Source organism: Pseudarthrobacter polychromogenes, assembly GCF_014644495.1.
Classification (GTDB): Bacteria; Actinomycetota; Actinomycetes; order Actinomycetales; family Micrococcaceae; genus Arthrobacter; species Arthrobacter polychromogenes.
Map to the genome: position 1 here is coordinate 96,308 of NZ_BMKU01000009.1, position 20,195 is coordinate 116,502.

Below are 20,195 nucleotides of genomic sequence, written 5' to 3' on the forward strand. Positions count from 1 at the left end.
ACCACTGCTGGATCAGCAGCAGTGGTTCCAAGGTTTCTGGGGGTTTTCCATGTGTGGTTTCGCTTCTTGCCGCCCTGCCGTTGAGGGGCACCGATGAGCCCGGGGATGGAGTCGGTGGCAGCGTTCAGCGGCTCGCTTCCCGGCCAGATGCTGCTGGCCATCGGTCAGACGGTGGTGGTGGTGTGTGTCTGCTTTGATATGGTGCGCGCACTGTCCGTCCCGAGGTCCCATCGGCGCTACCTGGCCAGCACGGTCTTCCGCACCCTGGCCGTCCCGTCCATCATCGTGAACGGACTGACGGTGCTCATCGCCCTGGTGCTGTGGTCCTGGATCGATGTGGTTATGGGCATGTTCGTGCTGGTGGCCATCATCTTCCGCCTGCACCACGACAAGGACGAGGACAACTGGTGGAAGGGCAAGGGCAAGAAGCTGGCCCGCTGGGCACGCCGCCAGTTTGCCGGACGGACCGCCGCCGCCCCCGCGATGGGGTAAACCGGCCGCAGGTACCGCACGGTGGCCGCAGCGGCCGGGCGCCCCGCTGCCGGGGAACGTTCTGCTGCTAGCCGGCAGTCAGCTCTTCATAGAGGTCACGAACGCGCGACCTGATGTCGTCGCGCACCAGGCGCATGCGCTCCATACCCTCGATGCCGCGCTCCGACGGCTCGTCGGTTTCCCACACCTCGAAACGCGTTCCCTCGCGGGGCTCCAGTTTCGCTTCCGTCCCCAGCACGATCACGGCGTCCACAGCGTCCAGGACGTCCTCGGTAACAGGCTTGGGGTGTTCGCCGCTGATGTCGATGCCCAGCTCGGTGAGCGACTCCACGGCCTGGGGGTTCAGGGACTTTCCCGGCTTGGTGCCGGCCGAGTACACGGTGACTTTCCCGTTGGCCACCTGGTTCATCAGGCCGGCGGCGAGCTGGGATTTGCCGCCGTTCTTGCTGCAGACAAAGAGGACGGCGGGTTTGTTGGACGTGGGTGCCTGGTGGCTCGGGTTGGACATGGCGCTGCTCCGGAGGTCGATGTTCAGGGATCTAGTTGCCGCCGGAGCGGCCGTGGGAAAGCCCGGTGGGAAAGCCCACCAGGACGGGCTCGGGGGCTGCGCAGCAGCCGGCATCTGGCCCGGCTGCTGTTGCTGCGGCCGGGACGTCGCAGCTGCTGCCCGCGTCCGTGGAGCAGACGCCGGTCTCGGGAAGTTCCAGCTGGACTATGTCGGCGGCCTCGCGGTCCCCGGCCAGGGCGGCCACCACCGAGCGGACCTGCTCGTACCCGGTGGCGAGGAGGAAGGTGGGTGCCCGGCCGTAGGACTTCATGCCCACGATATAGAAGTCCTTGTCCGGGTGGGCGAGGATCCTGGCACCGTGCGGAGGGACGGTGCCGCAGGAGTGGAATTCCGGGTCGATCAGCGGGCCCAGCTCACGGGGAGCCTCGACGGCGGGGTCAAGTTCCAGCCGGATTTCGCGGAGGATGTCCAGGTCGGGGCGGAACCCGGTGCAGGGGACCACGACGTCGGCATCAAGGGTCCGGCCATCTGCGGCTTCCACCGTCACATGGGAGTCGAGGGACTTCAGTGAGCTGGTGCCGAAGCCGGTGTGGAGTTCGATTTTTCCTGCCTCCACCAGGCGCCGGACGCGGCCGCCGAGCTGTCCACGGGCAGGAAGGCCGTCGGCGTCGCCGCCGCCGTAGACTTTCGCCGCCGAGTCGCTGCGGACGGCCCAGAGGATCCGGGTCTCCGGCTCTTCCCTGGCGAGGTCGGCGAGGCTGGTCAGCGTATTGGCGGCGGAGTGGCCGGCGCCCACCACCAGGACGCGGCGTCCGGCGAACGCCGCCCGGTCCCGGCCTGTAACGTCCGGCAGCGGAGCGGAGATGCGGTCCGCTGCAGTGTCCTCGCCGATGGCGGGAAGGCCGGAGGTGCCCAACGGGTTGCGGCGGGACCAGGTTCCGGACGCGTCGATGACGGCGGCAACGGTGTGGTCCCGGGTTTCACCGTCCGCGTGCTCCACCCGGACGGTAAAGGGGGTGGTGTCCCGGTTGCGGGTGTGGGTCTTGTCCATCCCCGCCCGGGTCACGGCGACCACGCGGGCTCCGGTCTGCAGCCGGGATGCAATCTCCGGCAGCGCAGCCAGCGGTGCCAGATAATTGTCCACGAGTTCCCCGCCGTACGGCAGCGCGGTGGGGCGGGGGGCCTCCCATCCGGAGGATTCCAGCAGGCGCACAGCCGCGGCGTCAAGGTTGAACCGCCACGGCGAGAACAGGCGGATGTGCCGCCACTGGTCAATGGCCGCTCCCGCCGTCGTGCCTGCCTCGAGGATGAGCGGCTCAAGGCCGCGCTCCAGCAGGTGGGCCGCCGCGGCCAGCCCCACGGGTCCGGCGCCGATCACGGCTACGGGAAGGTTCTGTGCTGCGTCCATGGTGTCCTCTGTTTCATCCGTAGGTTTGCGCGGGGGGGCGGCCCAACTAGGTAGCAGTAAGTGTCGTTTTGAGGGCTCATAACGACACCTGCTGCTACCTAGTTGGGGGAGGGGGCGTGCTGGGTTTAGCAGCAGTCCTGGTCAGTGCAGGAATCGTCGTCGCAGCAACCGGAGTCGCCGCAGCATCCTGTTCTCATTCAGCTCACCCCCTCCCCTGAGAGTGTTTCTAGGCGTGAGTAGGTTCTTCCACCAGGGCGGTGGCGATACTGTCCGCGTCCTCGAGCGCTGCGAGGTAGCGTTCCGCGTCGAGGGCTGCGGCGCAGCCGGTGCCGGCGGCGGTGATGGCCTGCCGGTAGCGGTGGTCCACGGCGTCCCCGCACGCAAAGACGCCTGAGAGGTTGGTGACGGTGGTGGGGGCGTCCACCTTGATGTAGCCCTCCTCGTCCAGGTCCACCTGCCCGGCCACCAGTTCGGTGCGCGGGACGTGGCCTATCGCAACGAAAATGCCCGTGGCGGCCTGTTCCCGGGTTTCCCCGGTGCGGGTGTCGGTGAGCGTGACGCCGGTGACCTTGCTGTCACCGTGGATGGCGGTGATGGCCGAGTTCCATGCGAAGCTGATCTTGGGGTTGTCCTTGGCCCGCTGCGCCATGATGCGGGAGGCGCGCAGTTCACCCTTGCGGACCACGACGGTGACGGACTTGCCGAACCGGGTCAGGAACATCGCCTCCTCCATGGCCGAATCCCCGCCGCCCACCACAATGATGTCCTGCTCGCGGAAGAAGAACCCGTCGCAGGTGGCGCACCAGGACACACCGTGGCCGCTGAGCTTCTTCTCCTCGGGCAGTCCGAGCTCCTTGTAGGCGGAACCCGTGGCGAGGATGACGGCGGGCGCCTCGTGCACGTCGCCGCCGCCGGTGACCACGCGCTTGAGGTGGCCTGACAGCGCAACCTCCGTGACGTCGTCGAACACTACCTTTGCGCCGAACTTTTCCGCCTGCTGCTGCAGCCCGTCCATCAGTTCGGGGCCCTGGATGCCGCCCGGGAAGCCGGGGAAGTTCTCTACTTCCGTGGTGTTCATCAGTGCCCCGCCGGCGGTGACCGAGCCGGCCAGGACCAGGGGCTCCAGCCCGGCGCGGGCGGCGTAGATGGCGGCGGTGTAGCCGGCAGGGCCGGAACCGATGATGATCAGCTGTTCTGTGGTCACGGTCTCTGCCTTGACGCTCTCTGCGTTCGCGGTCTCGCTCACGGGAATCTCCTGATGCTCTTGGGAAGTTATTTGGCGGCGGGGGTCAGGGAAGCGATCAGGTCCTCGATCCGGCCCCTGATCTCGTCGCGGATGGGGCGGACGGACTCCACGCCCTTGCCGGCCGGGTCCTCCAGGACCCAGTCCTCGTAGCGCTTGCCCGGGAAGTACAGGCATTCGTCGCCGCAGCCCATGGTGATGACGACGTCGGATTCCTTCACGGCCTCGGTGGTCAGGACTTTGGGGACCTCCGCGGACATGTCGATGCCCACCTCCGCCATCGCCTCGACGGCGGAGGGGTTGATCTGCTCCGCAGGCTGGGAGCCTGCGGAGCGTACCTCGATGGCGCCCTTGGAGAGGCTGGTGAGGAAGGCGGCGGCCATCTGGGAGCGGCCTGCGTTGTGGACGCAGACGAACAGGACGGAGGGCTTCTTGGCGGTTTCGGTGGTCATGGTGTTCTCCCGGGGTGTGGCGGTGGTCAGAGGGAAGCGGTGGCGGGGGTGAAGAAACGCTTTCGCGCCCACAGTGCGGCGTATACAAGTGCAACAAGTGCCGGCACTTCAATCAAGGGGCCGACGACGCCGGCCAGGGCTTGCCCGGACGTCACGCCGAAGGTGCCAATCGCCACGGCGATGGCCAGCTCGAAGTTGTTTCCCGCGGCAGTGAAGGCGAGCGTGGTGGTTTTGGCGTAGCCGAGGTCCAGCCATTTGCCGATCAGCATGCCGGCACCGAACACCACCACGAAGTAGACCAGCAGCGGAAGGGCGATCCGGGCAACGTCCAGCGGGCGGGCGGTGATGGTTTCGCCCTGCAGGGCGAAGAGGAGGGTGATGGTGAACAGCAGTCCGTAGAGCGCCCACGGGCCGAGCTTGGGAAGGAAGGTGCCCTCGTACCAGTCGCGGCCCTTGGCTTTTTCGCCGAGGGTGCGGGTGAGGAACCCGGCGAGCAGCGGGATGCCCAGGAAGATCAGCACCGAGAGGGTGATGGCCCAGAACGAGAAATCCGCGCTGGTGGTGGGCAGGCCAAGCCAGGATGGCAGGAGCTGCAGGTAGAACCAGCCGAGTGCACCGAAGGCCACCACCTGGAAAACGGAGTTGATGGCCACCAGGACCGCGGCGGATTCCCTGTCCCCGCAGGCGAGGTCGTTCCAGATCATCACCATGGCGATGCACCGGGCCAGGCCCACGATGATCAAACCGGTCCGGTACTCGGGGAGGTCCGCGAGGAACACCCAGGCCAGGACGAACATGAACGCCGGGGCCAGGAGCCAGTTGATCACCAGTGAGGAGATCATGAGCTTCCGGTCACCGATCACGCGGCGGGTCTGGTCGTAGCGGACCTTCGCCAGGACCGGGTACATCATGACCAGCAGGCCTGCGGCGATGGGCAGCGACACTTCGCCCACCTTCACCGCTTCCAGGGCTATGTTGAGGCCGGGGACCAGGTTTCCGAGCAGGAGGCCGAGGGCCATTGCGGCAATGATCCACACGGGGAGGAAGCGGTCAAGGGTGGAGAGTTTGCCGACGACGGCCTCTTCCCCTTGGGTGGGCGGTATCTCGGTCCGGGTGCTCACGGGTCTCCTGCGCTGCTCGGTAATAGATTGATGAAAGTCGATATAGGAAGTATTGCCAGCTATATCGATGAATGTCAATCTATGTGCATAATGGGTGTCATGAACCTCCTCCACCCTGCTGCTCCCGCCGTCGACGCTTCATGCTGCGTTCCCTCGGACAAGCCGGTGCTGGGCAGCGAAGAGGCCCAGCAGAAAGCCCTGGTCTTCAAGGCCCTGGCCGATCCCAACCGCCTGCGTTTGCTGTCCATCGTCAAGGCGGAGGCATCGGGGGAGTCCTGCGTCTGCGATCTGACGGAGCCCCTGGACCTGGGGCAGCCCACAGTTTCGCACCACCTGAAAATCCTGGTGGAAGCCGGGATCCTGCACCGGGAAAAACGCGGCACCTGGGCCTACTACTCGCTGGTGCCCGGCGTTATGGACGACATCGCCGGCATCCTTTCGGCGCTGTAACGGCGCCTCCGGATGCACTGCGCTGAACTCAGCCGCGCCGGTGGTGGTCCGTCCGGCGCATCCGCACGGCCACCAGGAGGCCGGATGCTGCGGTGATGGCAGCAACCGCAAGCACAGCCGCCGGGATGCCGTAAGCATCGGCAAGCACCCCGGAAAGCAGGGCCCCCACAGCGAAACCGCCGTCACGCCACAGCCGGTAGATTCCCACGGAACGTGCCCGCCAGAGTGGATGGGCGACGTCGCCAATCGCCGCGAGGAGCGTGGAATAGACCATGGCCGTGCCCGCGCCGAGCAGGACCAGCGCGGCCAGCCAGGTTCCGAAATCCTGTCCGACGGCGACCATGGCCAGTGCTGCGGCCTGGACCAGCATGCCTCCGGCGATGAGCGGTTTGCGGCCGATGCGGTCCGAGAGGGGGCCCGTGACCATTTGCCCCGCACCCCACACGGCCGGGTAGGCCGCGGCGAGGATGCCGATGTGTTCAATACCGAGTCCCGCCGCGGCGAAGAGGACAGGAAACAGCCCCCAGGCCAGGCCGTCGTTGAGGTTGTTCACCAGGCCGGCCTGGCTGATGGAGGACAAGGACCTGTCCCGGAAGCTGGTGAGCGTAAAGACTTCCCGGGTGCCCAGGCCGGCCCCTGCTTCCGCATGGATGGAGACATGGCCCGCGGCTTCGGCCTTGGCGTGGTGGTGTGTCTCGCGCACTGTCAGTACGGACAGCCCCAAGCCTATGGCGATGAAGGCTGCGCCAAGCAGGAACGGCCAGGGCCGCAGGCCGAAGCTTGAGGCGATGTAGCCGGTGGCCAGCGCCGTGCCGGCAACGCCGAGGTAGCCGGCGGCTTCGTTGAGTCCCATGGCCAGTCCCCGGCGTTCGGGGCCCACAAGGTCCATCTTCATCATCACCGTGGTGGACCACGTGAGGCCCTGGCTGATGCCCAGCACCACGTTGGCCGCGACGATCAGGCCCCAGGAATCACCAAAGATCAGCAGGAGCGGGACCGGGAGCGCAATGAGCCAGCCCGCCACAAGCACAGGTTTCCGGCCGTAGCGGTCCGAGAGTGTTCCGGCGAAGTAGTTGGTGGCAGCTTTGGCCACACCGAACGCAACGATGTACGTCAGGGCTGCCGTGTACTGGCCCAGGCCAAAGACCTGGTCTGCAAGCAGCGGCAGCACAGTGCGCTCTTGGCCCAGCGTGCCGCCCACCAGGGCGTTGACTGCCACCAGGAGCATGAACTGGGCCAGGTTTTGCCGTAGGCCCAGCACGGTACCGGCCGATCCCCGGTCATGGCGCGGGAGGATGCTGCCCTCCATGCGGAGTGCTCCGTTCGTCGTGGGGACAGAATTCGGGGGGACATAAGGTTGCCCGGGTGCGCGCGGGGGCGCGCACCCGGGCTGCCCGGGCCGGAGGGGGGACCAGCCCGGGCGGTCTTAGGGGTTACTTAGCTGAGACGGCGTTCTGTCGCGTCTGCTGCCAGGCGTTCCAGGCGGCGTAGCTGCCGTCGAGTTCGACGACGTCGTACCCGGCCCGGCGCAGGGCGCTGGCTGCCACGGAGTTCCGGACGCCGGACTGGCAGTAGGTGACGATTGTTCCGTTGGCCGGCAGTTCGTCCAGGTGCCACATGACGCGGCCGCCGCTGAGCTGGTGGGAGCCGGGGATGTGCCCGGCGGTGTGCTCGGTTTTGTTGCGGACGTCCAGGACCATGGCGGCGTCAAAGCCGTCGAGTTCCTCCGGCTGGATGAGCTTGGGGGTTGCCGTGGGGAGCCCGTCGATGCTGGTGAGGTAGCCTGCGACATTGTCGATGCCGACGCGGACCAGGTGGTCCCACATGTCCATGGCGGCTTCCTGGGCCGGTGCCAGCAGTACCAGCGGGTTCTTGTCCGCCTCGGGGTTGACCACCCAGGCGCCGTAGCTGGCCACGGATTTGCCTGCCGGCACGTTCAGGGAGCGGGCTACCGTGCCTTCGTGGACCTCGCTGTTGGAACGGGTGTCGATGAAGGTCAGGGTGTCCTCCGCCAGGCCTGCAGCGACGATGCCGGGCGCGAGCTCGGGCAGCGGGGTGCGTTCGCCCATGATGGCCGGGCCTTCACGGTTCTCGCGCTTCATCCGGCCGAAGTAGGCGTGGGCGTCGGGCTGGCCGTCGAGGAGTTCGTTGATGAAGCCCTGTTCGTCGTTGGCGGCGAGGTATGGGCCCCACCAGGCGTAGAGGCGCTCGTAGCCCACGGTGGAGGAGGGGATGGCGCCCAGGGCCTTGCCGCAGGCGCTGCCGGCGCCGTGGGCGGGGTGGACCTGGACGTAGTCGGGGAGGGTGAGGAACTTGTCCCGCAGGCTGGCGAAGAGCTGCTTGGCCCCTTCGAAGCGGGTGTCGATGCCGCCGGCTGCCTCGTCCAGCAGGTCCGGGCGGCCCAGGTCGCCGGAGAAGACGAAGTCGCCCGAGAGCAGGTAGCCAGGCTGGTCGCTGAAGGCGCCGTCGGTCACCAGGAAGGACAGGTGCTCGGGGGTGTGGCCGGGGGTGTGGAGGGCCTTGATGGTGATATTGCCCAGGGTGATGGCGTCGCCGTCGTAGAGGCGTTCGCCGTCGAATTCGTACTGCCAGTCCGGCCCGCCCTCGCCGGAGACATAGATCTTCGCGCCGGTGGCGGCGGCCAGTTCACGGGTGCCGGAAAGGTAGTCGGCGTGGATGTGGGTTTCGGTGACGGCCACGATCTTCATGCCGTTCTTTGCTGCAAGATCCTGGTACACCGCGATGTCGCGGCGGCCGTCCACCACGATGGCTTCACCCTTGGCCTGGCAGCCAATCAGGTAGCTGGCCTGGGCGAGGTCTTCATCGTAAATACGCTCGATAAGCATCTGGTGCTCTCCTTCGTGGAGTAGGTGTTTGGGGGAGGTGTTGATTCAAGTGTAATACCCCTGGGGGTATACCGCAACGACGGATGTGCGCGGGCAATCCGTGCCAGGGTCAGGCGGGCTGCTGGGCTGCATCAGCCCGGAGTTTGTCCATGTCCAAGTTCTTGACGGCCTGGATGACTTCTTCCAGGCCGGTGGCGTTGAGGGCTCCAGGCTGGGAGAAGACCAGTGTCTTGTCCTTGAAGGCCATCAGCGTGGGGATGGAGGTGATCTTCGCTGCTGCGGCAAGCGCCTGTTCGGCTTCCGTGTCAACCTTGGCGAAGGTGATGTCCGGGTGCCGTTCGGCGGCCTTCCCGTAGGTGGGGGCGAACATGCGGCAGGGGCCGCACCAGGCCGCCCAGAAGTCAACGAAGACGATCTCGTTGTTCTCCAGGGTCTGGGCGAAGCTATGTTCCGTGAGGTCGATGGTTGCCATCGTCTTTCGTGTCCTTTCGGGCGTTGTTTGGGGTGAAGGTTGACGGAACTGCAGGGGTCAGGTGGTGGGGAGGCCGGCGCGGGTCCAGGCGATCATTCCGCCGGCCATGGTGTCCGCGGTGAAGCCAGCTCCGTTGAGGGCGTCGGCCACGCGGGCTGAACGGTTGCCGCTGCGGCAGACCGCAATGACGGGGACGGCGGGGTCCAGTTCGGACAGGCGCGTCTGCAGCTGGCCCATGGGGATGTGCAGGGCGCCGGGGATCATGCCTTCCTCGACCTCGAAGTCCTCGCGGACATCGAGGATGCGGGCGGTGGAGCGACGCTGTTCTGCTTCGGTGATGGTGATTTCAGCCATGGTGTTTCTCCTTTGGCGGGGTCAGGCGGGTGAGGGGACGTTGCTGCGCCGGCCGGTGCGGTTGCGCAGGGGGCACGAGCTGATGAAGAACCAGCAGACGCCCGCGGTTGCTGCCGTCAGGGCTGCGACTCCGGCGGCGATGAACCACCGCAGGTCGGCAGGGGCCTGCTGGATGAGGACGAAGGTTCCCATGACCAGGACGAACCAGCCGAACGCCTTGCGCAGGGCGGCTTCGGGGATGCGGCCGGCAAGTTTGGAGCCGGCCAGGCTGCCAACGATGGCGGCGGCGGTCACGCCGAGGGTGATGCCCCAGTCGAGCTGGACCGTGGTGAGGTATCCGGCGAGCCCGGCGAAGGACTTCATGGCGATGACCACCAGGGAGGTGCCCACGGCAACGGACATCGGCAGGCCGCCCAGGAGTGCAAGGGCCGGGACCACCAGGAACCCGCCGCCCGCGCCCACCAGGCCGGTGACGAGCCCGACCACGGCGCCGTCCAGCAGCACCCTGCCCAGGGGCAGTTCGTGCTTGACCGGCGGCGCGCCGTCGTCGGACTTCTTCTTCCGGCCGCGGAGCATGGCCACGGAGGTGGCCACCATCATCACCGCGAAGGCGATGAGCAGGATCTGGCCGGGGATGTGCCCGCCCAGGAGGCCGCCCACGAACGCGCCGGCCATGCCGGCCGCGCCGAAGATCAGTCCGGTCCGCCACATCACCCTGCCGCCGCGGGCGTGGCTGAACACGCTCACCGCGGAGGTGACGCCGACGACGAACAGCGAGGCTGCGATGGCTTCCTTGGCCTCGAACCCGGCCACGTACACCAGGATCGGGACTGTCAGTATCGATCCGCCGCCGCCCAGGACACCGAGCGAGAGTCCGATGACCACCGAGAGGGCCAGGACCAGGATGAGGGTGAGGGTCATGATGCCTTGGCCTCGGCATTCACCTCGGTGTTGACGGGCAGGGCAAGGATGGCGCTTTCGCGGGTGGGCTCCTTGGCGGCCTTATTCCACGGCATGGCCGAGATGGCCTGGCCCATGGCGCAGGTGTTGGTGGCTGCGGAGAAGGTCAGGCCCGTGCCGATGACCCCGGCAAGCGTCCGGATCTTCGGGGAAACGAACTTGCCGCCGGCCAGGCCCAGGACCACCAGGGAGCCGGCCACAAGGCGGACCTGCCGCTCCAGGTCCCAGCGGTCCTTGCCCTTGACCACGTCACCGCCGGCAGCGGCGAAGCCGGGTGCGCCGCCGGTCAGGACGTAGGCGGTATCGATTCCGGCCTTGGCAAGGCGCTGGCGGGCCTGCTCGGCGCGCACGCCGGACTGGCAGACCAGGACCACGCGGGACCCCAGCCGGGCGGCGAGCTCATCCGTGTGCTCGGACAGCAACGGCAGCGGCACGTTGTAAGAGCCGCGGATATGCATGGACTCGAACTCCGCAGCCGAACGCACGTCGATCACCACGAGGTCCTGGTGCTCTTTGAACCAGGACTGGAGGGTTTCAGGGGCGAGTGCGGTAACGGCAGGTGCGGTGGAAGGGGAAGTCATTGCTGGCCTCTCGTTGGGGGAAGGTGAATACCCCACCGAGTATTACAGATACCCCGGGGGGTAGTCAAAACACCCCGAGGGGTATATAGTTGGAGGCACGAACCCACCTACGGAGACCTCATGGAACTCGACTCGACTGAACTGGCCCCAGTGGTCAACCGCCTCAAGCGCGCCCAGGGCCAGCTCGCCGCTGTGACGCGGATGCTGGAGGAGGGCAGGGACTGCAAGGACATCGTCACGCAGCTCGCCGCCGTATCCAAGGCGCTGGACAGGGCTGGCTTCGCGATCATCGCCAGCGGCCTGGAGCAGTGCATTGTCCGCGAGGACAGCACCATGGACAGGAAAGAGTTGGAGAAGCTCTTCCTTTCCCTGGCGTAACCACACTGGCCCCGGCCCGGGCCTTTAGGCTGGCTGATCCCCGCCACCGCGGGCAAACGCAAGAGGGGCACTGCACGCGTCGGCGTGCAGTGCCCCTCTTGCCGTGTCAGGTTTCAGCCGTTGATGACCTGCGGTACACCGAGGGCTTTGAGGCCCTCGACGCCGAACTCCAGTCCGTACCCGGACTGCTTCGCGCCGCCAAAGGGGATCCGCGGGTCCACGGCGCCGTGCCTGTTGATCCAGACGGTGCCGGCCTGGATCCGGCTTGCGACCCCGCGGGCTGCTGAAACATCCGAAGACCAGACGGAGGCGCCGAGTCCGACCTCCAGGGCGTTGGCCTTTTCCACCGCTTCGTCGATGGTGCTGTAGCGGATGATGGGCAGTGCGGGGCCGAACTGTTCCTCGGCAACGAGCGGGTTGTCGTTGTCGATGTCCGCGACCAAGGTGGTGGGGTAGAAGTAGCCGGGCTGGTCCGGCTCCGGATTTCCGCCCAGCAGGACGCGTGCGCCGGAAGCCTTTGCTGCCTCCACGAGGCCTGCAACGACGTCGTACTGTGCCTTGTTCTGCAGGGGACCCAGGACGTTGTCCTCGTCGAGGCCGTTGCCCATGGGCATTGCGGCGGCGACGGCGGTGAGTTCTTCGCAGACGGCATCGTAGATGTCGGTGTGGACGTAAAGGCGCTTGAGGGCCGCGCAGGTCTGGCCGGTGTTCAGGAAGGCGCCCCAGAAAACATCTTCGGCGATGGCCTTGGGGTCGGCGTCGGGCAGGACGATGCCGGCGTCGTTCCCGCCCAGTTCCAGGGTGAGGCGCTTGACGGTGTCGGCGGAGGATTTGATGATGGCGCGGCCGGCAGCGGTGGAGCCGGTGAACATGATCTTGCCGATGGCGGGGTGGTCCGTGAGCCGGGCTCCTACTTCCCGGCCGCAGGAGACCACTGAGAGGATGCCTTCCGGGAGTTCCTCGTTCAGGACGGTGGCCAGCGCCAGGACGGAGAGCGGGGTGTTGCCGGAGGGCTTGACCACCACGGCGTTGCCCATGCGCAGGGCGGGGGCGATCTGCCAGATGGCGATCATCATGGGCCAGTTCCACGGGCCGATGGCCGCGACGACCCCGATGGGCTTGTAGTGGAGTTCGGCGCGGATCTGGCCGTCGTCCACGATCGTTTCGGGCTCAAGCGGCAGGTTGGCTGTGGCGCGCAGCCAGGCCACGCAGGCACCCACTTCGAACCGGGCGTTGGGGCCGTTCAGGGGCTTGCCCTGCTCGCGGGAGAGCAGCTGGGCGAGTTCCTCGGCGGAACGTTCGACGGCGTCGGCTGCTTTGAGGAGCGCGGCCGACCTCGCGCTGTGGCCCAGCGCCGCCCACGCCGGCTGCGCTTCCTGTGCGGCGGAGACTGCCGCCTCGAGGTACTCGAGGCTGTGGACGGGGGCTTCGCCTACGGGCTCTCCCGTGGCGGGGTCCAGGATGGTCCGGCCGGTACCGAGTTCGGCAGAAACGGACGCCAGAAGCGCATCGTAGGTTTCCATGGTGTACTCCACTTCGAGTAGGCAAGGACGCCGGCCGGTTGGCCTGGCGGGTTGCTTTCCAGTGTGCTGGACGCCCGGTCCTGGCCTCTTGTCTTTGGGCGCAGCGCCCTTGACGTGGAGGGAACAGCCTGGAGCCAGTGTCAGCTCCTCGCCCCTGCCCCTGTCAGGAGGGGCGGCCGGGAGCGAAGTCCAGCAGGACCTTGCCTGACCCTGCCGAGTTCCTGGCGGTCTCAAAGGCCTCGAGCCCGCGTTCCAGCGGGAAGACGTGCGTGATGACCGGGTCCACGAAAAGTGACCCGTCGCCCAGCGCGGAAATGACGTCATCGATCTCGTCGTTGAACCTGAATGATCCCAGAAGTTCGAGTTCCCGTGTGATGGCCAGTGAAATAAGTACAGGCTGGGGACCGGACGGCAACAGCCCCACCATCACCACTTTGCCCCCACGGACCGTTCCCTTGATGGCCGTAGCCAGTCCATGGTGGGAGCCGGAGGACTCGATCACCACATCGGCCTGGACCTCTGCCAGTGCTTCGCTGTCTGTTGCTTCCAGGACTTCGTCAGCGCCAACTGCCTGTGCTATCTCCAGGGGTTTGCGGTGCAGGTCTGTGGCCACGATACGGGCTGCACCAGCGCGCTTAAGCACGGCGACGGCCAGCGCCCCGATGGGACCGCACCCCACCACCAAGGCGGTCTTGCCCCTGATATCACCGGCGCGTGAAACGGCGTGCCAGGCAACGCTGGCCGGTTCAATCAACGCCGCTGTCTTCAGATCCAGGCCAGGGGGCAGGGCCCGCAGCATCCGCGATGGCAAGATGGCGTAGCGGCTGAAGGCACCGTCCGTATGCGGGTACCTTGCGGCGCTGCCCAGGTAGGTGCAGTCGGGGGACAGGTTCGGCCTGTCGTGGGGATACCTGGCAGGGTCCGGACCGGCTCCCGGGCCAGGTGTGGCCGGATGCACGGCGACAGCTGCCCCCTCAGGTGGACCTGCACCGTCCGCTGCCGCGCGTACCACCACGCCAACAATCTCGTGTCCCAGCACCATCGGTGCCTTCAGGACGGATTCTCCGGCGGCGCCGTGCAGCCAGTAGTGCAGGTCGGAGCCGCAGATGCCGCCGTAGGCAATCTCGACGACGGCCTGGTCCGGAGCGGGTGAAGGGAGCGGAATGTTGTCAATGCGAAGGTCGCCTGCCGCGTGGGCGACGACGGCGGGACTGGCCGCGGGAAGTCCGGACGGGTAGCGCCGGCCGGCTGCAGGAGCATCAGGAACGGCGTGCATCAGACCACCACCGTCATTCCGCCATCAATGAAGATTGTCTGTCCGTTCACGAAGTCCGAACCGCTGGAGGCCAGCCAGACTGCGGGTCCGGCGAGGTCGCGGACGGTGCCCCAGCGGTGCGCGGGGGTTCTCCCCAGGATCCAGGAGTTGAACTGCTCATCATCCACCAGGTTCTGGGTCATTTCGGTATGGATGTACCCAGGGGCGATGGCATTGACCTGCAGGCCCGAAGCCGCCCATTCCGCCGTCATGGCGCGGGTGAGGTTTCGCAGGCCGCCCTTGGCGGCAATGTAGGGCGCGATAGTGGGCCGGGCCAGGTCGGCCTGGACGGAGCATATGTTGATGATCTTGCCGCGGCCGCGGGGGATCATGAAGCGCGCGGCCGCCCGGCCCACGAGGAAAGCACTGGTGAGGTCCGTGGTGATGACCCTTTCCCAGTCCTCGACGTCCAGGTCAAGCATGGCCACCCGGTGCTGGATTCCGGCATTGTTGACCAGGATCTCCAGCGGACCGACGTTCTCCTCCACCCACGCCACCCCACGGCCCACTTCTGCGTCCTTGGTCACGTCGAATGCGCAGCTGTGGATACGGCCGGATGGGAAATCGGCGGACATGGACGTTTCTGCAGCCTTGAGGCGGTCCGCATCCATCCCGTTCAACACCACCGTTGCACCGGCATCCGCCAAGGCCCGGGCAAGGGCGTTGCCGATTCCCCGGCTGGAGCCGGTAATGAGGGCCGTACGCCCGGTCAGGTCGAAAAGTGAAGTCATGGTGCAGTCTCCTTGGCCGTTTCGGTTCCGCTGTGGGAAGCGCTTGTGGTGCTGAGGTTCGCAATGGTCTGACGCACCACAGCCAGGTCGAGGTCCCCCAGGCCTTGGGTGAGCAACTGCGCATAGAGTTCTCTCCCGGCGGACGCCATCGGCGCAGCGGCACCGACGTTTCGTGCGCTCTCCACAACAAAAGACAGGTCCTTGTGCATGAACTTGGCCGGTCCTGTGGGCGTGTAGTCCTTTGTTGCCAGGCGGGGGCCTACGATTTCGAGCACGCGGCTTGCAGCGAGCCCGCCGGAGAGCACGTCGAAGAGGGCCGTGACGTCCAGGCCGGAGCGTTCCGCAAGCTCGGCTGCTTCGGCGAGTGCCGCCGTCGTGGTGCCAACAACCAACTGGTTGCATGCTTTGGCCAGGGAGCCCGCCCCGAGGCCGCCGAGCCGCCGGACCGTTGCACCCATGGCCTGCAGTACCGGCAGGATCCGCGCGAAGTCCTCTTCCGGGCCGCCTGCCATGATGGCCAGGGTTCCTTGCTGTGCGCCGTGCGTGCCGCCGCTGACGGGCGCATCCAGCACTGTGGCGTTCCCGCCGCTTGCCTCGATAACCGCGCGGCCGAAGTCCTGGACGCCCACGGGTGAAACGCTGCTCATGACCACAATGAGCGTTCCCGGTTCAGGCGGCGAGGACCGCCATGCGTCGAGGAGCCCTGCCGCGGCATCTTCAATGAAGGAAAGATCGGGGAGCATAAAGATGATGACCGGCTCGTCCCTCAAGTCTGCCACCGTGGCGGCGCCGCTCCCGCCCAGCCGCAGCAGGTCTTCAACAGCGGCGGGGGAGCGGTTCCATCCCGTGACGGACCACCCCGCGCGCAGCAGGTTGGCGGCCATGGGTGCGCCCATCAGCCCCAGCCCGACAAACCCGGCACGCGGACGGGTTCGTTCGGCGCGGGAATGGGGAGTGGTGGAGGTGGTGGCGTTGTTCATGTTCAACCTTTGGTGACCGGACGGGCTGGGGGTGCTTGGCTGCTGACGAACCCTGGGGGCGGCCCCCGCAGGGGCCGCCCCCAGGGTTAAGGGACTTCTATTTAGCGTCCTCCACGAGCGCCAGGTCGCGGCCATTGGTTTCGGGAGTAAAGAATGTGGTGACAAAGGAGATTGCCGCCAGGACCAGTGAGTACAGCGCGGGAACCAGCCAGGAGTGGTTGGTCGCAGCGAGCAGCGCAACGCCGATCATGGGTGCGAACCCGCCGGCGAGGACTGCCGAGAGTTCACGGCTCAGGGCCACGCCTGTGAACCGGTGCTGCGAGCCGAAGAGTTCGGGCAGCATGGCGCATTGCGGGCCGAGCATGGACTGCACGCCCAGGGCGATGCCCACCGCCATCACTGCCCAGACCAGCGTGACGTTGCCCAGCGTAACCAGGTAGAACGCGGGCAGTGCGATGAGGGCCTGGAATAGTGCCCCGTAGCGGTACACGGGAACCCGGCCGAACCGGTCGGACAGGGCGCCGAAGACGACCACCATGACTGCTGCGCAGCCTGCGGCGATCAGCAGGCCTGTTGGGCCAATGAACTTGTCGCCCGGAAAGACGCCGGCCGGAAGGCTGATGAATGAGACCAGAAGCGCGGAGTAAACCGACGAGTTGCCGTTCTCGCCCATGCGCAGGCCGATCCCGACGAGCACATTCTTCTTGGAGTGCTTCCAGATTTGGCCCACCGGGTTCTTGACCACGGCTTTATGCTTTTCAAGTTCCTGGAAGACGGGGGTTTCCTTCAGCCGGAGCCGGATAAAGACGGCAATGACAATAAGGATGACGCTGGCGAGGAAGGGTACCCGCCACAGCCAGCCCAGCAGCACATCCCTGTCCGCGAGGGCCATCAGGGCGAAGGTGCCCGCTCCGAGCAGGGTGCCCAGCTGGATGCCCACGAAGGGCAAGGAGGCGAAGAACCCGCGGCGGCGTCGCGGAGCAACCTCGGAAATCAGCGTGGTTGCCCCAGCCTGCTCGGCGCCGGCGCCGAGGCCCTGGAGGATGCGGAGGGCCACCAACAGAACGGCCCCGAGCATTCCTGCCTGTTCAAAGGTGGGCAGGAGGCCAATGGCGAAGCTCGCCATGCCCATCAGGCCGATGGTGAGGATCAGCACCATTTTCCGGCCGAAGCGGTCTCCGATGTAGCCAAAGACCACCCCGCCGAAGGGCCTTGCGGCAAAGCCGACGCCGTAGGTGGCAAACGAGGCGATGACTGCGCCGCTTTCACCCAAGGGGGAAAAGAACAGTGGACCAAAGATCAGTGCTGACGCGAGGCCATAAATGTAAAAGTCGTAGTACTCGAGGGCTGACCCTACAGAGCTGGCAAGCGTTGCCCTTCGCAGCTGCTCCGGTTCGACGACATCGCCGTTCCTGTCAGTCTGCGGTGATTTAGTACGAGTTGTCACAGTAACTCCCTTAAACGCACTCCAGACCCTCGTTGGCCTGGTGGGATAGCAACGACACCTGTTGCGTCGATCACTATGCTGAACACAATACAGCAAGTTGAACAGACGGCAAGGGGGGGTGCGTTTGTGAAGGAGGCGCCGCCGCTACCCCATGGGGTTGCCCAGTGAGTGGGCGAGCTCCTGGAGTTCCTTGACCATCTGGGCACCCTGCTCGGGCGTGTATGTGGCTTTGAGGGCTGTCACGGAAAGTCCCAGGCTGGGGCCGTGGGCTCCTCGGGTTGGTACGGCAACGGCCAGGCAGACCACGCCCGTGGTGGATTCCTCATCCTCAAAGGCGTAGCCCTGTTCGCGGATGGTCTGCAGCTGCGCCTTGAATTCGGCACCTGTGCGCAGCGACTTCGGCGTCAGCACCGGCAGCTCGGCATCATCAGGGAAAAGCTCCTCGATGTCATGGTCGTGAAGCCTTGCTATCAGCGCTTTGCCCACCGCACAGAGTGAAACCGGCATTTTGTCGCCGATGTTCGATGTCAGGCGTACGGCAGGATGGCCCTCGTAGCGGGCGAGGTAGATGACGTTCAGGCCGTCGAGCATGGCAATGCGAACGGTCTCGCCGGACAGGACGGGAGCCTGCTCGCAGTAGCGGTAGAACTCCTGCACTTCATCCAGCCGGCCGAGGTAGGCGGCGCCCAGCTCCACCAGTTTGCGGCCGAGGGTGAATTCACTGCCCTGCCGGTTGATGAGCCGTGCTTCCTCCAGCGCCAGCAGCAGGTTCGACGTGGATGACTTGGGGATGCCTACTTCCCGCGAGAGGTCGCTGAGGGTGAGGCGGCCGGTGGCGGAGGAAGCCAGGGCATCCAGGACCGCAGCCGCCCGCGTGACCGCGGGGGCGGGAGAGGCGTTGCCCTGGTTGTCTGGTTGAGGACCGGAGTTGCGGGAATCGGCCATGATTCTCCTTCGGGTTGCCGCGGCAGGACGAGCTGGTGTTCATTTGACTGAACACCATCCATCATAGGGGGCGCGCGTCATCGCCCCCTATGCCAGGCGTACTCCTGAAGGGGAGCTCAGGCGACGCTATTGCTAAGGGTTCCGATTCCCTCGATCACGATGTCCACCTGGTCGCCCGGCAGGACTGCCACTGCGGTGCCGGGAGCCCCGGTCATCAGCACGTCGCCGGGCTCCAGCGTCAGCCAGGAGGTGACGTAGAGGAGGCACTCCACCACTGAGGAGGGGAGGTTGGACGTCCCGGAGTTCGCTTGGGCCACTCCGTTGACGATGACGTCGATTCCCACAAGGTCCGGATCCGGCAGGTCGGTTTCTATCCAGGGGCCAAGGGGCGTGTAGTTGACGCCGGCCTTGCCCTGGAAATTCCGTTCATCCACCAGGCCCTGGTCCACGTTGGTCACGTCGTTGACGCAGGTGTACCCGAGGATATGCTCCAGGGCGTTCTCCGCCGTCAGTTCCTTCGCCTGTTTGCCGATCACCACCGCGAGTTCGCCTTCCACGTTGACCGTGCCACGGTCCCGGGCGGCCACCACCGGATCGCCGGGATTGGCGAGGGTGTGCACGGATTTATGCCATGCCTGGATGGGGAGCGGATGGTCGTTCAGTGTCCTGTTGTGTCCGATGCCGAGGACCACGGCGGGCCGGACCGGGGCAAGGAATACGGCGTCGGCGGCCGGGGTAGTGTGCCCGGTGTAGGTCAGGGGTTCCTCGAAGGGGTCAGCAATGTGGTGCCATGTCCCGCTCCGTTCCACCGCGTGCCGGGCGCCCTCTGCTGTCTTGATTCTTGCGATGCGCATGGGTCTCCTGATCGTGCCCCTGGGGCTTAGTAGAAGTGGACTGTATCCACGAGGTGGGGAAGGTCGCCGCCGTCGAGGAAGGTCCGGAGGTTGCTGCAGAAGCGCTCGGTAATGAGGCGGTTCTCGGCTGCGCTGAGGGCCGATGTGTGGGGGGAGACCATGACCCTGGGGTGGTCCCAGAGAGGGCTGTCCTGCGGGAGGGGTTCCACGGCGAAGACGTCCATGCAGGCGTAGCTGACCTGCCCGTTGTTGAGGGCTTCCAGCAGGGCTTCTTCGTCAACAACGGTGCCGCGTCCCACGTTGATGAACACCGTCCCGGGCTTCATTGCGGCGAAGGTTTCGTGGTTGAAAAGGTTCTCCGTGAAGGCGGTGCCGGGCAACGTGTTCACCACCGCATCAGCCGTGGCCAGCAGGGCCGGAAGGCCGGTGTTGTCCACCACCTGCTCGATGCCGTCGATGTGTTCCACGGACCGCTTGGTCCCGCTGACCTTCATCCCCAGCGCCCTGGCAATCCGTGCGGTCTCCAGCCCGATTTCGCCTAAGCCCGTGACCACCAGCGTGGAGCCGTTGACCAGGCGGGTGGGAATCCGCAGTTCGGGCCATGTTCTGGCGGCCTGGTCCTGCGCCAGTTCGGCGCTCCGTTTGAATCCGTTGAGTATTCCGAGCGCCGCGAACTCGGCGAGGGGCAGGGCGTGGACGCCGGCCGATGTGGTGATCTTGAACTTTTGCAAAATGTCCTGGTCCAGGCCGGAGGCCTTGGCGGCTCCGCCCGCCCCGGCAGCCATGGCATGGATCCACTGCAGCCGCGGATTCTCGCGGGCTATGCGGGCCAGGCCTGCGGGGCTTTCGTTGGGGAAGCCATACAGCACCTGTGCGCTGTTGAGCATGGCCCAGTAGCGCTCTTCCTGGGCTGGAGTGCGCTTGAAGGCCGGGTCGCCGGCGTGGTCGGCCGGGTAACGCTCGTGTGGCAGGAGTTCGGGCTCGTAGATGACGGTAACTGCCGGGTCGACGGCGCGGATCTGTTCCACCAGCTCTGCTTCGAGCGGTACAGCGATCGCAAGGGTGATTGAAGAAGTCATTCGTTCACTATACTGGCTTATGGCTAATATACTGAACAGTGGGCGATTATTCCCGT

The 20,195-nt window shown here is 66.1% G+C and carries 22 protein-coding genes; 3 read left to right on the forward strand and 19 right to left on the reverse strand.

The window, feature by feature from the left end; genetic code table 11:
- Window positions 1–105 precede the first annotated feature (105 nt).
- Window positions 106–492, forward strand: a complete 387-nt coding sequence (locus tag IEX43_RS14575) for a hypothetical protein (RefSeq protein WP_188812180.1) — start codon at window positions 106–108, stop codon at window positions 490–492.
- A 67-nt stretch (window positions 493–559) separates the two neighbouring features.
- Here IEX43_RS14575 and IEX43_RS14580 read toward each other — a convergent pair whose 3' ends face one another.
- The 5 genes from IEX43_RS14580 to arsB all read right to left on the reverse strand — a co-directional run bounded on the left by IEX43_RS14580 (window position 560) and on the right by arsB (window position 5,224).
- Window positions 560–1,000 (reverse strand): arsenate-mycothiol transferase ArsC, encoded by a 441-nt coding sequence (locus IEX43_RS14580; RefSeq protein ID WP_188812069.1) that lies wholly within the window; start codon window positions 998–1,000, stop codon window positions 560–562.
- A 31-nt stretch (window positions 1,001–1,031) separates the two neighbouring features.
- Window positions 1,032–2,408: an FAD-dependent oxidoreductase gene (locus IEX43_RS14585; protein WP_188812071.1), complete on the reverse strand. Its 1,377-nt coding sequence runs from the start codon at window positions 2,406–2,408 to the stop codon at window positions 1,032–1,034.
- Between the two features lie 226 nt (window positions 2,409–2,634).
- Complete coding sequence (trxB, locus tag IEX43_RS14590; protein ID WP_188812182.1) at window positions 2,635–3,612, reverse strand: thioredoxin-disulfide reductase; 978 nt, start codon at window positions 3,610–3,612, stop codon at window positions 2,635–2,637.
- 68 nt (window positions 3,613–3,680) lie between these two features.
- Window positions 3,681–4,103, reverse strand: coding sequence for an arsenate reductase ArsC (locus tag IEX43_RS14595; protein ID WP_188812073.1), 423 nt, complete (start codon window positions 4,101–4,103; stop codon window positions 3,681–3,683).
- A gap of 26 nt (window positions 4,104–4,129) precedes the next feature.
- Window positions 4,130–5,224, reverse strand: a complete 1,095-nt coding sequence (arsB, locus tag IEX43_RS14600) for an ACR3 family arsenite efflux transporter (RefSeq protein WP_188812075.1) — start codon at window positions 5,222–5,224, stop codon at window positions 4,130–4,132.
- A 99-nt stretch (window positions 5,225–5,323) separates the two neighbouring features.
- Here arsB and IEX43_RS14605 point away from each other — a divergent pair, with 99 nt between their 5' ends.
- Complete coding sequence (locus IEX43_RS14605) at window positions 5,324–5,674, forward strand: ArsR/SmtB family transcription factor (protein WP_229666476.1); 351 nt, start codon at window positions 5,324–5,326, stop codon at window positions 5,672–5,674.
- 28 nt (window positions 5,675–5,702) lie between these two features.
- Here IEX43_RS14605 and IEX43_RS14610 read toward each other — a convergent pair whose 3' ends face one another.
- From IEX43_RS14610 to IEX43_RS14635, 6 genes are all read right to left on the reverse strand, one after another.
- Window positions 5,703–6,983, reverse strand: a complete 1,281-nt coding sequence (locus IEX43_RS14610) for an MFS transporter (protein WP_188812076.1) — start codon at window positions 6,981–6,983, stop codon at window positions 5,703–5,705.
- A 124-nt stretch (window positions 6,984–7,107) separates the two neighbouring features.
- Entirely contained in the window at window positions 7,108–8,520 is a 1,413-nt protein-coding gene (locus IEX43_RS14615) for an MBL fold metallo-hydrolase (protein ID WP_188812078.1), read from the reverse strand.
- A gap of 109 nt (window positions 8,521–8,629) precedes the next feature.
- On the reverse strand, window positions 8,630–8,992 hold the full coding sequence (gene trxA / locus IEX43_RS14620) for a thioredoxin (RefSeq protein ID WP_188812080.1): 363 nt from the start codon (window positions 8,990–8,992) through the stop codon (window positions 8,630–8,632).
- A 57-nt stretch (window positions 8,993–9,049) separates the two neighbouring features.
- The gene (locus IEX43_RS14625; RefSeq protein WP_188812082.1) at window positions 9,050–9,346 is read right to left on the reverse strand and encodes a rhodanese-like domain-containing protein; all 297 of its coding nucleotides are present in this window, start codon (window positions 9,344–9,346) and stop codon (window positions 9,050–9,052) included.
- A gap of 21 nt (window positions 9,347–9,367) precedes the next feature.
- Window positions 9,368–10,267, reverse strand: a complete 900-nt coding sequence (locus IEX43_RS14630) for a sulfite exporter TauE/SafE family protein (RefSeq protein WP_188812083.1) — start codon at window positions 10,265–10,267, stop codon at window positions 9,368–9,370.
- Window positions 10,264–10,887, reverse strand: coding sequence for a rhodanese-like domain-containing protein (locus tag IEX43_RS14635; RefSeq protein ID WP_188731086.1), 624 nt, complete (start codon window positions 10,885–10,887; stop codon window positions 10,264–10,266). The genes IEX43_RS14630 and IEX43_RS14635 overlap by 4 nt, the downstream gene beginning before the upstream one ends.
- Window positions 10,888–11,007: 120 nt before the next feature.
- Between IEX43_RS14635 and IEX43_RS14640 the strand changes: the two genes are divergently transcribed.
- Window positions 11,008–11,265 carry a metal-sensitive transcriptional regulator gene (locus IEX43_RS14640; RefSeq protein WP_066279770.1) on the forward strand — a complete coding sequence of 86 codons (258 nt, stop codon included), beginning with the start codon at window positions 11,008–11,010 and terminating at the stop codon, window positions 11,263–11,265.
- 113 nt (window positions 11,266–11,378) lie between these two features.
- Here IEX43_RS14640 and IEX43_RS14645 read toward each other — a convergent pair whose 3' ends face one another.
- From IEX43_RS14645 to IEX43_RS14680, 8 genes are all read right to left on the reverse strand, one after another.
- The gene (locus tag IEX43_RS14645) at window positions 11,379–12,788 is read right to left on the reverse strand and encodes an aldehyde dehydrogenase family protein (RefSeq protein ID WP_188812085.1); all 1,410 of its coding nucleotides are present in this window, start codon (window positions 12,786–12,788) and stop codon (window positions 11,379–11,381) included.
- 163 nt (window positions 12,789–12,951) lie between these two features.
- The gene (locus IEX43_RS14650; protein WP_188812087.1) at window positions 12,952–14,064 is read right to left on the reverse strand and encodes an L-idonate 5-dehydrogenase; all 1,113 of its coding nucleotides are present in this window, start codon (window positions 14,062–14,064) and stop codon (window positions 12,952–12,954) included.
- Window positions 14,064–14,834, reverse strand: coding sequence for an SDR family oxidoreductase (locus IEX43_RS14655; RefSeq protein ID WP_188812089.1), 771 nt, complete (start codon window positions 14,832–14,834; stop codon window positions 14,064–14,066). Before IEX43_RS14655 ends, IEX43_RS14650 begins: the two co-directional genes overlap by 1 nt.
- Window positions 14,831–15,814: an NAD(P)-dependent oxidoreductase gene (locus IEX43_RS14660; RefSeq protein WP_188812091.1), complete on the reverse strand. Its 984-nt coding sequence runs from the start codon at window positions 15,812–15,814 to the stop codon at window positions 14,831–14,833. The genes IEX43_RS14655 and IEX43_RS14660 overlap by 4 nt, the downstream gene beginning before the upstream one ends.
- Before the next feature lie 97 nt (window positions 15,815–15,911).
- Window positions 15,912–17,261, reverse strand: coding sequence for an MFS transporter (locus IEX43_RS14665; RefSeq protein WP_188812093.1), 1,350 nt, complete (start codon window positions 17,259–17,261; stop codon window positions 15,912–15,914).
- 144 nt (window positions 17,262–17,405) lie between these two features.
- Window positions 17,406–18,206 carry an IclR family transcriptional regulator gene (locus tag IEX43_RS14670; protein WP_066279747.1) on the reverse strand — a complete coding sequence of 267 codons (801 nt, stop codon included), beginning with the start codon at window positions 18,204–18,206 and terminating at the stop codon, window positions 17,406–17,408.
- A 116-nt stretch (window positions 18,207–18,322) separates the two neighbouring features.
- Entirely contained in the window at window positions 18,323–19,060 is a 738-nt protein-coding gene (locus IEX43_RS14675) for a fumarylacetoacetate hydrolase family protein (RefSeq protein WP_188812095.1), read from the reverse strand.
- A gap of 26 nt (window positions 19,061–19,086) precedes the next feature.
- Window positions 19,087–20,139 (reverse strand): D-2-hydroxyacid dehydrogenase, encoded by a 1,053-nt coding sequence (locus IEX43_RS14680; protein ID WP_188812097.1) that lies wholly within the window; start codon window positions 20,137–20,139, stop codon window positions 19,087–19,089.
- Window positions 20,140–20,195 lie beyond the last annotated feature (56 nt).

Bases quoted from the DNA above. Each gene is read 5' to 3' on its own strand.
- IEX43_RS14650 (WP_188812087.1), bottom strand. From the start codon at position 14,064: ATGCACGCCGTTCCTGATGCTCCTGCAGCCGGCCGGCGCTACCCGTCC.
- IEX43_RS14640 (WP_066279770.1), top strand. From the start codon at position 11,008: ATGGAACTCGACTCGACTGAACTGGCCCCAGTGGTCAACCGCCTCAAG.
- IEX43_RS14670 (WP_066279747.1), bottom strand. From the start codon at position 18,206: ATGGCCGATTCCCGCAACTCCGGTCCTCAACCAGACAACCAGGGCAAC.
- IEX43_RS14605 (WP_229666476.1), top strand. From the start codon at position 5,324: ATGAACCTCCTCCACCCTGCTGCTCCCGCCGTCGACGCTTCATGCTGC.
- IEX43_RS14615 (WP_188812078.1), bottom strand. From the start codon at position 8,520: ATGCTTATCGAGCGTATTTACGATGAAGACCTCGCCCAGGCCAGCTAC.
- IEX43_RS14680 (WP_188812097.1), bottom strand. From the start codon at position 20,139: ATGACTTCTTCAATCACCCTTGCGATCGCTGTACCGCTCGAAGCAGAG.
- IEX43_RS14575 (WP_188812180.1), top strand. From the start codon at position 106: ATGGAGTCGGTGGCAGCGTTCAGCGGCTCGCTTCCCGGCCAGATGCTG.
- IEX43_RS14595 (WP_188812073.1), bottom strand. From the start codon at position 4,103: ATGACCACCGAAACCGCCAAGAAGCCCTCCGTCCTGTTCGTCTGCGTC.
- IEX43_RS14580 (WP_188812069.1), bottom strand. From the start codon at position 1,000: ATGTCCAACCCGAGCCACCAGGCACCCACGTCCAACAAACCCGCCGTC.
- trxA (WP_188812080.1), bottom strand. From the start codon at position 8,992: ATGGCAACCATCGACCTCACGGAACATAGCTTCGCCCAGACCCTGGAG.
- IEX43_RS14625 (WP_188812082.1), bottom strand. From the start codon at position 9,346: ATGGCTGAAATCACCATCACCGAAGCAGAACAGCGTCGCTCCACCGCC.
- IEX43_RS14675 (WP_188812095.1), bottom strand. From the start codon at position 19,060: ATGCGCATCGCAAGAATCAAGACAGCAGAGGGCGCCCGGCACGCGGTG.
- IEX43_RS14630 (WP_188812083.1), bottom strand. From the start codon at position 10,267: ATGACCCTCACCCTCATCCTGGTCCTGGCCCTCTCGGTGGTCATCGGA.
- IEX43_RS14655 (WP_188812089.1), bottom strand. From the start codon at position 14,834: ATGACTTCACTTTTCGACCTGACCGGGCGTACGGCCCTCATTACCGGC.
- IEX43_RS14645 (WP_188812085.1), bottom strand. From the start codon at position 12,788: ATGGAAACCTACGATGCGCTTCTGGCGTCCGTTTCTGCCGAACTCGGT.
- IEX43_RS14635 (WP_188731086.1), bottom strand. From the start codon at position 10,887: ATGACTTCCCCTTCCACCGCACCTGCCGTTACCGCACTCGCCCCTGAA.
- IEX43_RS14585 (WP_188812071.1), bottom strand. From the start codon at position 2,408: ATGGACGCAGCACAGAACCTTCCCGTAGCCGTGATCGGCGCCGGACCC.
- IEX43_RS14610 (WP_188812076.1), bottom strand. From the start codon at position 6,983: ATGGAGGGCAGCATCCTCCCGCGCCATGACCGGGGATCGGCCGGTACC.
- IEX43_RS14660 (WP_188812091.1), bottom strand. From the start codon at position 15,814: ATGAACAACGCCACCACCTCCACCACTCCCCATTCCCGCGCCGAACGA.